Source organism: Escherichia sp. R1, from assembly GCF_003000935.1.
Classification (GTDB): domain Bacteria; phylum Pseudomonadota; class Gammaproteobacteria; order Enterobacterales; family Enterobacteriaceae; genus Escherichia; species Escherichia coli.
Map to the genome: position 1 here is coordinate 275,548 of NZ_PSRU01000001.1, position 13,341 is coordinate 288,888.

12 protein-coding genes are annotated in these 13,341 nt (G+C 48.0%); 5 read left to right on the forward strand and 7 right to left on the reverse strand.

Annotated features, from left to right (window positions below; genetic code table 11):
• Positions 1-285 carry a protein YbjH gene (ybjH, locus tag C4F37_RS01390; RefSeq protein ID WP_000605480.1) on the forward strand — a complete coding sequence of 95 codons (285 nt, stop codon included), beginning with the start codon at positions 1-3 and terminating at the stop codon, positions 283-285.
• A gap of 40 nt (positions 286-325) precedes the next feature.
• On the opposite strand, the gene mdfA is transcribed toward ybjH, so the two are convergent.
• Positions 326-1,558, reverse strand: coding sequence for a multidrug efflux MFS transporter MdfA (gene mdfA, locus C4F37_RS01395; protein ID WP_001180105.1), 1,233 nt, complete (start codon positions 1,556-1,558; stop codon positions 326-328).
• A 284-nt stretch (positions 1,559-1,842) separates the two neighbouring features.
• On the opposite strand from mdfA, the gene ybjG reads away from it, so the two are divergent.
• Both ybjG and deoR read left to right on the forward strand, forming a co-directional pair.
• The gene (gene ybjG / locus C4F37_RS01400) at positions 1,843-2,439 is read left to right on the forward strand and encodes an undecaprenyl-diphosphate phosphatase (RefSeq protein ID WP_001773882.1); all 597 of its coding nucleotides are present in this window, start codon (positions 1,843-1,845) and stop codon (positions 2,437-2,439) included.
• A gap of 57 nt (positions 2,440-2,496) precedes the next feature.
• Positions 2,497-3,255 carry a DNA-binding transcriptional repressor DeoR gene (deoR, locus tag C4F37_RS01405; protein WP_000450116.1) on the forward strand — a complete coding sequence of 253 codons (759 nt, stop codon included), beginning with the start codon at positions 2,497-2,499 and terminating at the stop codon, positions 3,253-3,255.
• A 46-nt stretch (positions 3,256-3,301) separates the two neighbouring features.
• Here deoR and dacC read toward each other — a convergent pair whose 3' ends face one another.
• Positions 3,302-4,504 (reverse strand): serine-type D-Ala-D-Ala carboxypeptidase, encoded by a 1,203-nt coding sequence (dacC, locus tag C4F37_RS01410; RefSeq protein ID WP_000195961.1) that lies wholly within the window; start codon positions 4,502-4,504, stop codon positions 3,302-3,304.
• A gap of 245 nt (positions 4,505-4,749) precedes the next feature.
• On the opposite strand from dacC, the gene gstB reads away from it, so the two are divergent.
• A complete protein-coding gene (gene gstB, locus C4F37_RS01415; RefSeq protein ID WP_001295292.1) occupies positions 4,750-5,376 on the forward strand; it encodes a glutathione S-transferase GstB in 627 nt (208 codons plus the stop codon).
• Here gstB and yliI read toward each other — a convergent pair.
• The gene (gene yliI / locus C4F37_RS01420) at positions 5,373-6,488 is read right to left on the reverse strand and encodes an aldose sugar dehydrogenase YliI (protein WP_000555041.1); all 1,116 of its coding nucleotides are present in this window, start codon (positions 6,486-6,488) and stop codon (positions 5,373-5,375) included. The two genes, gstB and yliI, sit on opposite strands and share 4 nt — an antisense overlap.
• Positions 6,489-6,598: 110 nt before the next feature.
• Positions 6,599-6,982, reverse strand: coding sequence for a biofilm formation regulator BssR (gene bssR / locus C4F37_RS01425; protein ID WP_000497137.1), 384 nt, complete (start codon positions 6,980-6,982; stop codon positions 6,599-6,601).
• Positions 6,983-7,194: 212 nt separating this feature from the next.
• Between bssR and rimO the strand changes: the two genes are divergently transcribed.
• The gene (gene rimO / locus C4F37_RS01430) at positions 7,195-8,520 is read left to right on the forward strand and encodes a 30S ribosomal protein S12 methylthiotransferase RimO (protein ID WP_000049378.1); all 1,326 of its coding nucleotides are present in this window, start codon (positions 7,195-7,197) and stop codon (positions 8,518-8,520) included.
• Positions 8,521-8,566: 46 nt separating this feature from the next.
• Here the strand turns inward: rimO and C4F37_RS01435 are convergent, their stop codons facing one another.
• From C4F37_RS01435 to gsiD, 3 genes are all read right to left on the reverse strand, one after another.
• Complete coding sequence (locus tag C4F37_RS01435) at positions 8,567-9,895, reverse strand: GGDEF domain-containing protein (protein ID WP_000086884.1); 1,329 nt, start codon at positions 9,893-9,895, stop codon at positions 8,567-8,569.
• A gap of 7 nt (positions 9,896-9,902) precedes the next feature.
• Positions 9,903-12,251, reverse strand: a complete 2,349-nt coding sequence (locus C4F37_RS01440) for a sensor domain-containing phosphodiesterase (RefSeq protein WP_000950324.1) — start codon at positions 12,249-12,251, stop codon at positions 9,903-9,905.
• 176 nt (positions 12,252-12,427) lie between these two features.
• Positions 12,428-13,339 carry a glutathione ABC transporter permease GsiD gene (gsiD, locus tag C4F37_RS01445; RefSeq protein ID WP_001538499.1) on the reverse strand — a complete coding sequence of 304 codons (912 nt, stop codon included), beginning with the start codon at positions 13,337-13,339 and terminating at the stop codon, positions 12,428-12,430.
• Between the last annotated feature and the right edge of the window lie 2 nt (positions 13,340-13,341).

A 13,341-nucleotide genomic window follows, 5' to 3' on the forward strand; every position in this document is an offset into this window, starting at 1 on the left:
ATGATTATGAAAAATTGTCTACTGTTGGGCGCGCTTTTAATGGGCTTTACTGGTGTGGCGATGGCGCAAAGTGTCACCGTCGATGTGCCGAGTGGATACAAAGTGGTTGTGGTTCCTGATTCAGTCAGCGTTCCACAAGCGGTCAGCGTCGCGACTGTGCCGCAAACCGTCTATGTGGCTCCTGCGCCAGCTCCGGCTTACCGCCCGCATCCTTATGTTCGCCATCTTGCCAGCGTAGGTGAAGGGATGGTTATCGAACACCAGATTGACGACCATCACCATTAATTCGAGAATGCCTGATCGCACAAAGCAATCAGGCATTTTTTTACCCTTCGTGAGAATTTCCCATCTGTTTATCTTTTAAAAAGATAACCATCAGCGACAGCCACAAAATGCCGTTGACAAGGTTGAAGAGATTAAACAGTCCGTTGCCCCCGTTCAGCCAGGCATGTTTGCTGATTTCAATACCGACGGTAAAGATCAGCATTTGCAGCATCCCCATCGCCGCAGAAACCGTACCTTTACTCATATCGCTGGCAAACAGGGTTAATCGCACCAGTCCCGCATTCGCCAGACCAATACCGAAAGCATAAATACTTAACCCGGCGGTCATCCATAAATACGCGTGCGATGAGATAACCGTTGCCGCAGCAGCGACCAACAGACCAATCATAATCGGCCAGCCACCCATAATAATCAGCGAACGTACGGTGCGGCGCGAGGTCAGACGCGCTAACAGCAAGTTACCCGCAATTAACGCCCCGAAAATAGGCACTTGCAGCAAGCCATATTCATAGCTGCTCAACTGCTCACCGGTAATAATGATAATCGGCGACTGGGCGATCCACGCCAACAACGGCAGGCTAACGAATCCCAGCGCCAGCGCCCCCGCCACAAAGCGGCCGTTCTTCAGCACCAGCTTATAGTCACGACCGAGTTCTTTCAGCGACAGTTTCTCGCCTATACGCGTGGCGGTTTCAGGCATAGCTCGTTGCAGACCGAAAAAGGAGATCGCTGCCAATGCGGCAAACAAGACAAACATCCCTTCCCAGGGCAGCACATGGATCCACGCCGCGCCCACCAGCGGACCAAGTAGTGGAGCAATCAGCGCCACGTTCGCCATTAGCGCGGTGATCTTGATACAAACGGCCTCTTCGAAGGATTCCTGAATTGCGGCGTATCCCACAGCGCCAATGAAACAGAGGCTTATGCCCTGCAAGAAGCGCAACAGGGTGAATTGTTCAATGTTTTGCGCCAGTAATATTGCCAGACAGGTGACGATAAACCACACCACTCCCGCCAACATCACCGGACGGCGGCCAATACGATCCGACAACGGCCCCAGGAGCCATTGTAAAAACATCCCGCCCGCCAGATACGCAGTCATCGAAGTAGGAACCCAATCAATGCCCGCCTGATATTGTTCCACCACGGCCAACATACCGGGTTGAATCATATCGTTGCCGATATAGGTTGAAAATTCGTAAAGCACCAGACAGAGAGGGAAAAGTAACGCCTGACGTCCAAGCCTGACACCGGAAGCTAATTTATTTTGCATGCAATTTCTTCGCCAATAATAATCGCGCAAAGTTTAATAAAAGCGCAGCTAACGAGAAAGCGAATTTTGTAGCTGAAACCACGGTTAAGCACATTCTTACATTATTGCGAGTATAGCTACGCTTTCTTTAAGTTTTATTTAACCTTTGCCCGTTACAATCACCTACCGTAAACAGGCCGCTTGAGGGAAATAAGACGATGCCGCTTTACCCAGTTTAACCTGCACTTTATTCTCAACGACTTGCCTGTATTGGCTCCCTTTTAATCACTTTGCGTCGGGAAGTTATGCTGGAAAATTTGAATCTCTCTCTATTCTCTCTTATTAACGCAACGCCAGACTCTGCGCCGTGGATGATCTCGTTGGCGATTTTTATTGCTAAAGATTTGATTACCGTGGTGCCGTTGCTGGTCGCAGTACTTTGGTTGTGGGGGCTTACAGCACAACGGCAACTGGTGATAAAAATCGCTATCGCGCTGGCGGTCAGCCTGTTTGTGTCCTGGACGATGGGACATCTTTTTCCGCACGACCGACCCTTTGTCGAAAATATCGGCTATAACTTCCTGCATCATGCGGCGGATGACTCATTCCCGAGCGATCACGGTACGGTGATTTTCACCTTTGCACTGGCATTTTTATGCTGGCATCGCCTGTGGTCCGGCTCACTTTTAATGGTGCTGGCCGTCGTCATTGCCTGGTCGCGCGTTTATCTTGGCGTCCACTGGCCGCTGGATATGCTCGGTGGATTGCTGGCAGGTATGATTGGCTGCCTTAGCGCCCAGATTATCTGGCAAGCGATGGGGCATAAACTCTATCAACGTCTGCAATCGTGGTATCGCTTCTGTTTTGCATTACCGATCCGCAAAGGCTGGGTGCGTGACTGATCTCTGCTAAAAAGTGTAGTATTGAGCGGCTCGCTTCAATAACTATTCAGAGGGATTATGGAAACACGTCGCGAAGAGCGTATCGGGCAGCTGCTGCAAGAATTAAAACGCAGTGATAAGTTACATCTTAAAGACGCCGCCGCCCTGCTTGGGGTTTCGGAGATGACGATTCGTCGCGATCTGAACAACCACAGTGCGCCCGTCGTTTTGCTCGGCGGCTATATTGTTCTGGAACCACGCAGCGCCAGCCATTACCTGTTAAGCGATCAAAAATCCCGCCTGGTGGAAGAAAAACGCCGGGCGGCAAAACTGGCTGCGACGCTGATAGAACCCGATCAGACCCTCTTTTTTGACTGTGGCACCACCACGCCGTGGATTATTGAAGCAATTGATAATGAAATCCCTTTTACCGCCGTTTGTTATTCGCTAAATACTTTTCTGGCGCTGAAAGAGAAACCCCATTGCCGCGCGTTTCTTTGCGGTGGTGAATTTCACGCCAGCAACGCCATTTTCAAACCCATCGATTTTCAGCAAACGCTGAATAATTTTTGCCCGGATATCGCTTTTTATTCCGCTGCGGGCGTGCATGTCAGTAAAGGCGCTACCTGCTTTAATCTTGAAGAGTTGCCGGTAAAACACTGGGCCATGTCGATGGCGCAAAAGCATGTGCTGGTTGTCGACCACAGTAAATTTGGCAAGGTGCGTCCGGCGCGCATGGGTGACCTGAAACGCTTTGATATTGTTGTGAGCGATTGTTGCCCGGAAGATGAGTATGTGAAGTACGCGCAGACGCAGCGTATTAAGTTGATGTATTAATGACGTATAACCGGATGACGTTTCGCGCCATCCGGTTATCAGAAGATTAAGAGAACCAGCTGCCGAACCACTGATGGAATTTCATCATCACGAAATCCCACATCCGACCAAAGAATCCGCCCTCTTCCACATTTTCCATCACGATCAGCGGACGCTGCTCAATGGATTTACCGTTAAGCTGGAAATCAATGGTGCCGACAACCTGACCTTTTTTCAGCGGTGCGGTAAGCTGCGGTTCCGTTAACGTATAACTCGCCTTCAGGTTTTTCAGCTGCCCACGCGGTATGGTCACTGAGCCCGCTTCGCCTGCCCCGAGATTCACTTCGCTCTTATCACCAAACCAGACGCGCTGAGTCACAAATGTGGCATCAGGTTTAATTGGCGTCACGGTTTCAAAGAAACGGAAGCCCCAGGTCAATAATTTCTCAGACTCATTAAAACGGATACGGTCAGTTTTCGCCCCCAGCACTACGGAGATTAAACGCATATCGCCCTGGGTAGCCGAAGCAACCAGATTATATCCCGCGCCTGCCGTGGTTCCTGTCTTCATGCCATCAACATTCAGATTGCTGCTCCACAGCAGACGATTACGGTTAGGCTGACGAATTTTGTTGAAGGTGAACTCTTTCTCTTTATGAATGGCGTACTCTTCCGGCACATCGTGGATCAATGCTTTACCCAGCAATGCCATATCGCGCGCGGTACTGAACTGCCCCGGCGCATCCAGGCCGTGCACCGTCTGGAAGGTAGTGTTGGTCAGACCCAGTTTTTTGGCATAACCATTCATCAAACCAATAAATGACTCCTGGCTCCCGGCAACGTAATCAGCCAGCGCAATACAGGCGTCATTACCGGACTGGATAATCACACCTTTGTTCAAGTCTGCCACCGAAACCTGATCGCCCGGTTTGAGGAACATTACCGATGAACCACGCAGTGCCGGATTTCCCGTCGCCCAGGCATCTTTACCGACCGTCACCATATCGGTGAGTTTAATCTTATCGGCCTTAAGCGCCTGCCCAACCACATAGCTGGTCATAATTTTAGTCAGGCTCGCGGGATCCAGTTTCTCATCCGCATTGCCTTCTGCCAGCACTTTACCGCTGGCGTAATCCATTAAAATCCATGCACGCGCATCCACGCTCGGCGCTTCAACGGTTTGTTCCGCCGCGAATGCCGTTGGGGCAAAAAGGAATAAAAATGCAGAACCCGCTGCAAGACCACGAAGGAGAGAGGAGTATTGCGTCATAAATGCCACCCGAGTATCCATTCAAAAAAATACGTTATATCGCCGTATGATAAGTTCGGTGATTAATAACGCACACACAAACTTAAAGAAACCGTAAGTTGGTAAAGTTTTTAAAGTTTATGCAATATCCTGCCGCTTCGCTGCTTCTGGTGTCATTTTTTTGCCAGCTGTTGCTTAAAAGTTAACTTTACTTCACCATCGGAGTCCTGTTCAGCCTGTGGCTGCCTGTCGGAAAAGGGGTGAGTATGATTACGCTGTGGGGTCGGAATAATTCAACCAACGTAAAAAAAGTATTGCTGACGCTCGAAGAACTGGAACTACCTTATGAGCAAATTCTCGCGGGCCGTGAGTTTGGGATAAATCACGATGCTGATTTTCTGGCGATGAACCCTAACGGGCTGGTGCCGTTGTTGCGTGACGACGAAAGTGATCTCATTCTTTGGGAATCAAACGCCATTGTCCGCTATCTGGCGGCACAGTACGGGCAAAAACGCCTGTGGATCGACTCACCGGCACGTCGTGCGGAAGCAGAAAAATGGATGGACTGGGCAAACCAGACGCTCAGTAATGCTCATCGCGGGATCCTGATGGGATTAGTCAGAACACCACCGGAAGAGCGCGATCAGGCCGCCATTGATGCCAGTTGCAAAGAGTGCGACGCCCTGTTTGCCCTGCTCGATGCGGAACTGGCAAAAGTAAAATGGTTCTCAGGCGACGAGTTTGGTGTGGGCGATATCGCTATCGCACCGTTCATCTACAATTTGTTTAACGTTGGCCTGACCTGGACACCGCGTCCAAATCTGCAACGCTGGTATCAGCAACTCACTGAACGCCCCGCAGTGCGCAAAGTGGTGATGATTCCCGTTAGCTAATTGCGTGGGCTAACTTTAAGTAATTCCCCACTGGACTCGTCGGTGAGAACGTATAAATAACCGTCGGGTCCAGTGCGAACATCACGAATTCGCTGCCCTCTGTCCGTTAAAATACGGCCATCTTCTGTCACTTTGTCGCCGTTGACGCTCATCACAATGACATCTTTATCTTTCAGCGCGCCAATAAATAATTTTTGCTGCCACTGGGGGAATTTGTCGCTGTTATAGAAGGCCATGCCGCTCACGGCGGGCGAATCTTTCCAGTAAAAAACAGGTTGCTCGGTCCCGGCGACGATCTCCCCTTTCGCTTCCGGTATCTTAAAGCCCGAATAGTTGATTCCCCAGGTTGCCAGCGGCCAGCCGTAGTTTTTGCCTTTTTGCGGAATATTAATTTCATCACCACCGCGCGGGCCATGTTCATTCAGCCATAGTGCATTACTCCACGGATTCATCGCCATTCCTTGCGGATTACGAATGCCATAAGACCAGATCTCGGCGCGCACACCGGATTCCTTTATAAAAGGATTATCATCCGGGATTTCTCCCAGGTCGGTCAGACGCACCAGTTTGCCCTGTAATTTATCCAGATCCTGCGCCGTCGGGCGCTGATTATTTTCGCCCAGAGCAATAAAAAGATAACCTTTACCGTCGAATACCATCCGCCCGCCAAAATGGTTGCCGGTAGACAGTTTTGGCATCTGACGAAAGACGGTGCGGAAGTCGGTCACTTTTGAGAGATCATCACTTAAGCGGCCATAACCCACAGCAGTTCCGGCTTTGCCATCATCGCCAACTTCGGAATAACTTAACCAGATGCGGCGCGACTGAGCAAAATCGGGCGCTAAAACCACGTCCAGCAGACCGCCCTGCCCGTGCGCCCAAACGTCCGGCACTCCGGAAAGCGGCGCAGATAATCCTTTTCCTGCTTGCCAGTGACGCAACTCGCCGCCGCGCAGAGTGATTAACATACCGTGATTATCGGGTAAAAAGGCCAGCGCCCAGGGATGGTCGAGTTTGTCTTGCAGTACTTCGACATTTACCGTTGCAGGAGCTGCCCAGAGAGCGGAAGAAAGACAAATAAGGGGCACAAGGAAAAAGGATTGTCGATGCATAACGCCTCCGGATTGACTCTGGCTTAAAGCGTAGTCAGTGGAGGAGATAACAAATTCATTTTTACAAAAACTTAAACATGAAGGGGGAGACGCTTTCTCCCCCTTAGTTTTCAGGCCTTCTCAAGCATGGCGTGCTTCTGCAGGCTCTGGATACTCAGCGTTAAGCTCATCAGACAATTTTCAAGCTTATCGGCGTTGACGGTAATAACAGTCGGGCAATCATGGTGCCCACTCATCAAACATACTGCGGCTGTCGCTAATGCTTCTTCAGCATGATGAAGAGCACTCCACTCTTCCTGATCCAGATGAAGATTCAACCGCAGCGATTTATCGTGCAGTTCGCGATTCAGTTTAAAAAAGTTATCTCGTAGATGATTGCTTTCGCTGACGGACATGTATCCTTTTGCCTTCCTCAGTTGCACGTATGCGGCGAGGTCAACGCGTGCGTCGATCAACCGGTTCAGCAGATCGATTCGCTGTCTGTCAACGAACATACTTCGATCCTCCTCTTTCCAGCCTTGTTGCAATTAAATAGTATGGCTGTTTTTTGAGCAAAATGCTGTCCAGGATCAATTCTTCACGCCGAATTAACAAAATTTACATTTCCTTCCACTCCGCCAGCGAATGAGATTGCGATACAAATTTTATCCAGAACTCTGTAGAATCCCTGCCCTGACCTTTCCTGTAACTGAATATTTTTTAAGCTATGAGCAAAGTAACTCCCCAGCCGAAAATCGGCTTTGTTTCCCTTGGCTGTCCGAAAAACCTTGTCGATTCAGAGCGTATTCTCACCGAACTACGCACTGAAGGTTATGACGTGGTACCGAGCTATGATGATGCGGACATGGTGATCGTCAACACCTGCGGCTTTATTGACAGCGCGGTACAAGAATCACTGGAAGCCATTGGTGAAGCGTTGAATGAAAACGGCAAGGTAATTGTGACCGGTTGTCTGGGGGCAAAAGAAGATCAGATCCGCGAAGTCCACCCGAAAGTGCTGGAAATCACCGGGCCTCATAGCTATGAGCAGGTTCTGGAGCACGTTCATCACTACGTGCCAAAACCGAAACACAACCCATTCCTGAGCCTGGTGCCAGAACAAGGTGTGAAACTGACGCCGCGTCATTATGCCTATCTGAAAATTTCTGAAGGCTGTAATCACCGCTGCACCTTCTGCATTATTCCGTCTATGCGCGGCGATCTGGTGAGCCGTCCGATTGGCGAAGTGTTAAGTGAAGCGAAACGTCTGGTTGATGCGGGCGTTAAAGAAATTCTGGTGATCTCGCAGGATACTTCCGCGTATGGCGTCGATGTTAAACATCGTACTGGCTTCCACAACGGCGAGCCGGTAAAAACCAGCATGGTCAGCCTGTGCGAACAGTTATCGAAACTGGGGATCTGGACACGTCTGCACTACGTTTACCCTTATCCGCATGTGGACGACGTCATCCCACTGATGGCAGAGGGCAAAATCCTGCCGTATCTGGACATTCCGTTGCAGCACGCCAGCCCGCGCATTCTCAAACTGATGAAACGTCCGGGTTCTGTAGATCGCCAACTGGCGCGCATCAAACAGTGGCGCAAAATCTGCCCGGAACTGACCCTACGCTCAACCTTTATTGTTGGCTTCCCTGGCGAGACGGAAGAAGATTTCCAGATGCTACTCGACTTCCTGAAAGAAGCACGTCTGGATCGCGTTGGCTGCTTTAAATACAGCCCGGTTGAAGGTGCAGACGCCAATGCCCTGCCTGACCAGGTTCCGGAAGAAGTGAAAGAAGAACGCTGGAACCGTTTCATGCAGTTGCAGCAGCAAATTTCCGCCGAGCGCCTGCAAGAGAAAGTGGGCCGTGAAATTCTGGTGATTATCGACGAAGTGGACGAAGAAGGCGCGATTGGTCGCAGCATGGCAGATGCACCGGAAATCGACGGCGCGGTTTATCTCAATGGTGAAACCAACGTTAAGCCGGGTGATATCCTGCGAGTGAAAGTCGAGCACGCCGATGAGTACGATTTGTGGGGTAGCCGGGTTTAATTAATTCAGGCCGGGCAAAATCATTTGTCCGGCCTGCGAATAATGATTACTGCCAGCTAATCTGCGCCCTGCCGTTTTTCTTACTCTTATACAGCCGCTCATCCGCCAGCATTTTCAAACGTTCAACGGTAGTACATTCATTTGAATGCGCTACACCGATACTGGTGCTTAAATTAATGCTTCCCACCTGGAAATGAACGATTTCTTTTAGAATCGATAGCAACTCTTCCAGCGTGCCGCCAGTATAAATCACCGCAAATTCGTCACCTCCGAAGCGGTAAACTTTACCTTTATCTACCGGGATCTGTGATTTAAGGATTTTCACCACTTTCATCAACACTTCATCGCCCAGCAAATGACCGAAGGTGTCGTTAATGTTTTTGAATTTATCGACGTCAAACAGGCACAAATAACCGCCTTTTTCCGGCAGCGCTTTTAAATCTTCGTCAAAGGATTTTCTGCCCATCGCTTTGGTCAGATCGTCCAGGAATGCCGAGTTATACATACTGTAGAGTTTTTTGACATCGGCAGCCGAAAAGAAAAGCCCGCCATCCAGTACGCGTTCAAAATGGTTATTAATAATGGCTTCTTTCTCCACAATACCACGATTAATCACTCTGCGTACCAGATAGAGGCAACTGGCACCCGATATCACTGCCACCAATGCGGCAAAGAAAATAATCAATGTACATACCTGAAAATAAACGTCTTTTTTATAAGCAAATACGTACAACCCGGTCGGCAAATAGGAGAAGTGCTCCATTGCTTCCGAAACGGTGAAGATGGCGTTTTTAGCGTTATATTCATCACCGGTCACCGATTTACCGTTCTTGAACAGGGAGAACATCAGGTTCTCGCTATCCATCGCCAGCGATTTTGACAGTAAAGAAAAACGTTCCAGACCAAGCAAAAATATCAGACTACGATTGTGAGTTACCGGATAGAGGTAATAGACGAAGGTTTTACCATCAAAAGAGATAAACCCTGTATTTTTGACATGTCGATACTTAACAACCTGCATAATATCTGCACAATAATTTTTCTCGAACTCCTTTACCTGAATACATTCGTCACTGGAAATCAGATAAGGACCGACATCGTACAAATAAGAGGGTGAAACCGAGTCGGCGTAAGCTGTGCGTAAGCCAACCAACAGCTGTTCCTCCGTAGGATTTAGCGTGTTGATGAGATCAATTGCCACACTACGCCGATATTCAGCAATATTTGCCACCGCAAAAGCAGTATCAATAACGGACTGTTTCAGGCCATACACCCGTTCCTTTACCATTTGAGTGTAGATCCCGCAGGCAACTGCTGAAATCATGATAAAAATCAGCAGACTGACTGTAAGTACGAATTTATTGATTCTGGACATACGTAAACTACTCTTTTACTAATTTTCCACTTTTATCCCAGGCGGAGAATGGCATGGGTTTCTGGTACAGATACCCCTGAGCCTGAACACATCCTAATTTGATTAATTCACGCGCAACGTCTTCGCTCTCTACGCCTTCCGCAATCACCGGGATCCGGTTATAGCGTGCCAGATCGAAAATAATGCGCACAATTTTTCCTGCAGTACCGAAAATATCGCCGGTAAATTGCGAATCCACCTTTATACTGTCTGGATTAATTTCATAAAAACGTTTCAGGTTTGACAAACCGGTGCCAAAGTCATCAATCGATACCCGTACCCCTTGTTTACGCAGTTGTTCAATATTGAGATAGAAATGTTCATTAATTCGCTCGATCACGGTTTCGGTGATCTCAACACAAAGGCTGTTCGCCTTCAGGCCATTTTCTTTCATGATGGTAGTAAAACGCTCATGAAAGTGTGGTTCGTTTAACTGCCAGGGCGAAACATTAATATGCAGTAAGAAATCATCCTTCAGCGACGCACGCTGACTAAAATGTCTGAATTCACCCATCGCGGTTTTAATAATTTGATAGCCCAGCTCATTGATAAACCCGATATCTTCAGCAATGGTAATGAACTTCAGCGGTGAAATAATCCCCCGCTCCGCAGACACCCAACGGCACAACGCCTCCGCGCCCAAAATGGTGCGGGTGTTAATATCAACAATCGGTTGATAGACCAGGAATAGTTCGCCAATTTCCATTGCATGGCGAATATTACGCGCAATCCAGATATTCTCTTCTATTTCGTTGAGTTTCGCATCATCACAGAAAATAAACTCTGAGAACATATGGTTGCGGATACTGGAAATCGCCAGTTTCAGCTTTTCTGCGTAACTCCAGGCGTTTTCCCCCTGCAAAGGTTCACAAATAGCAGACTTATGGATGCGCAGATTGCGGTAGCCAAAACTGCTGTCAAAATCGTTTACCGTCGCTATCTTACGGGTAAACGTCTGTACATTTTCCCGGCACAGGAGTAAATAGAGATCGGCATTAAATGTCACGATATCGCAGCATTGCGCATATTTCTCGGCAATTCGCTGACACAATTTCCTGACGATTTTATTGCGTTCATCAACACCAAACACCGCTTCCACAGCTTCCAGACCACACAGTTTGATGATCCCCACAGCCAGATACTGATTATTGTTGGACTCAATAATCGCCATATTTTTAATAAAACCGCTTTCCTGATCGTAAGAGATCAGCGAGAGCAATTTATTTGCCCGTTCAATTTCAGCATCTTTCATTTCCGCGATCGAATTTTTGATGCTGATAATCTCTTTCGCATCGCCTTCACGAATCTTCAGAGCCTCGATTTGATCCGTAGAGTCGGGCAAAAACGCCAGCGTATTGACCAAATCTGTCATTTCAGAAAATTGCCGACGGAACACTCGAGTGGTCATTAAATAAACCACCAGCAATACGATAATAATGAAAGCAAACGGCAGATAAAAAAGTTTATCTGATGCGTTCAATAAATTACCACCAGGATAATAAAAATAGATTTCGAATAATGCGTTGTTTGGCACCGCTGATGTTTTTTCAATATATTCCGTATCGACAGAATCAATAATATTATAATTACCTTCGCTATTATAAATAATCAATTTTTCACGAGCGAGTTGATTCTTAGCAATGATCTCATGACCTTGCTTTAAAAATAGAACTTCATCATTAGCGCTGATGTGATCAAGATACTCGTTCAGATATCGCCAGTTTAAATCGACATGAATTTTATCTACCGCTAACAAATCATGATCTTTGCCGTTGATGTGTAGCGTAAAAGAGATACATTTTTTACCCGGACGATCAAAGCAATTGTATGCCGGATTCCAGCTGTTGTTAGAGTCATCTGAAGCCATCGACCACGGTCGTTTCGATGGGTTAAAATCGGCAAAAATAACCCGCCCTGACTCGTCGACAAGCGGTCCATTTACTTGTTCCTGATGATAAACAACGATTTTATCATTCGCCCTCCGCGAAAAGAGATAATATTTATTATCATCAAGTACCAGTCCCACCGAGTCTAAAAATGGCATCATTTCCATTTTCAGAATCACGGCACGTTGAATCTCCTCTGTATTTTTTAATAAATACAGTGAGTCCTTTAATGTCAGGGCCGAACGTTCAATATCTTTAAAGAAATAGCCAACGTTTTTCTGAATAAGTTCAAAGCGGCTATCGGCACGTTTTACCGCGCGTTCCGATACCAGTTGATAGTTAATGATGAAAAAAAGACCAATAAATGACAGTGCTGCCAATAAAAATAAAATTATCAGCCTTATCTTTATCTTTTCGTATAAACTCAGCATGTTAATACATTTAACAAAATAACTGTCTGAACGCTGTGCCGCTGCAAAATAGTCCCTTGCTGCGGCTTTTTAACCAAATTACCCGATTCTACAAAATCAGCAGAAAGTTACAACACTTGCTTAGGGCAATAATTTCCTGTGAGGTGATTACCCTTTCAAGCAATATTCAAACGTAACTATCCTTTAATTTTCGGATCCAGCGCATCGCGTAAACCATCGCCCAACAAATTGAACGCCAGTACGGTCAGAAAAATAGCCAGGGCCGGAAAAACAGCGACATGCGGCGCGATAACCATATCCGCTCGTGCCTCATTGAGCATTGCACCCCACTCTGGTGTCGGCGGCTGCGCACCGAGGCCGAGAAATGACAGGCTGGCGGCAGAGATAATCGAGGCGCCAATGCGCATGGTGAAAAACACCACGATAGAAGAGACGGTCCCAGGCAAGATATGACGCAACAAAATGGTCATATCGCTGGCACCAATACTGCGTGCTGACTCGATAAAGGTTTGCTGTTTCAACACCAGCGTGTTGCCGCGCACCAGCCGGGCAAACGCGGGGATGGAAAAAATGGCGACTGCGATAATCACGTTAGCAATGCCGCTTCCCAACACCGCAACAACAGCGATCGCCAGTAAAATACCCGGGAAGGCAAACAACACATCGCAAATGCGCATGATCAGCCGATCCCACCAGCCTTCATAATATCCAGCCAGCAAGCCCAGCAACGTCCCGATCGCCGCACCGATAAACACGGCAAACACGCCCGCCGCCAGCGATATTTGCGCACCAACCAGGACACGGCTGAAAATGTCGCGCCCCAGTGAATCGACACCAAACCAGTGCTGCAAAGAAGGTCCGTTATTCAGATTGTCATAATCAAAATAATTTTCGGCGTCATAGGGAGCGATCCAGCGTGCAAAAATGGCCACCACAATCAATAAAATAACGAACAATGCGGCGGTCATCGCCATATGCTGACGGCGAAATCGTCGCCAGAATTCATGCCACGGTGTACGTACCTGGTCAGGTTTGACCAGTGGCATGGCGTTTAACACCGCCTGACGTCGCCAGTTAAATAGTCGCATCC

Excerpts from the sequence above, each read along its gene's own strand:
- ybjH (WP_000605480.1), top strand. The coding sequence starts at position 1 with ATGATTATGAAAAATTGTCTACTGTTGGGCGCGCTTTTAATGGGCTTT.
- mdfA (WP_001180105.1), bottom strand. The coding sequence starts at position 1,558 with ATGCAAAATAAATTAGCTTCCGGTGTCAGGCTTGGACGTCAGGCGTTA.
- ybjG (WP_001773882.1), top strand. The coding sequence starts at position 1,843 with ATGCTGGAAAATTTGAATCTCTCTCTATTCTCTCTTATTAACGCAACG.
- deoR (WP_000450116.1), top strand. The coding sequence starts at position 2,497 with ATGGAAACACGTCGCGAAGAGCGTATCGGGCAGCTGCTGCAAGAATTA.
- dacC (WP_000195961.1), bottom strand. The coding sequence starts at position 4,504 with ATGACGCAATACTCCTCTCTCCTTCGTGGTCTTGCAGCGGGTTCTGCA.
- gstB (WP_001295292.1), top strand. The coding sequence starts at position 4,750 with ATGATTACGCTGTGGGGTCGGAATAATTCAACCAACGTAAAAAAAGTA.
- yliI (WP_000555041.1), bottom strand. The coding sequence starts at position 6,488 with ATGCATCGACAATCCTTTTTCCTTGTGCCCCTTATTTGTCTTTCTTCC.
- bssR (WP_000497137.1), bottom strand. The coding sequence starts at position 6,982 with ATGTTCGTTGACAGACAGCGAATCGATCTGCTGAACCGGTTGATCGAC.
- rimO (WP_000049378.1), top strand. The coding sequence starts at position 7,195 with ATGAGCAAAGTAACTCCCCAGCCGAAAATCGGCTTTGTTTCCCTTGGC.
- C4F37_RS01435 (WP_000086884.1), bottom strand. The coding sequence starts at position 9,895 with ATGTCCAGAATCAATAAATTCGTACTTACAGTCAGTCTGCTGATTTTT.
- C4F37_RS01440 (WP_000950324.1), bottom strand. The coding sequence starts at position 12,251 with ATGCTGAGTTTATACGAAAAGATAAAGATAAGGCTGATAATTTTATTT.
- gsiD (WP_001538499.1), bottom strand. The coding sequence starts at position 13,339 with ATGCGACTATTTAACTGGCGACGTCAGGCGGTGTTAAACGCCATGCCA.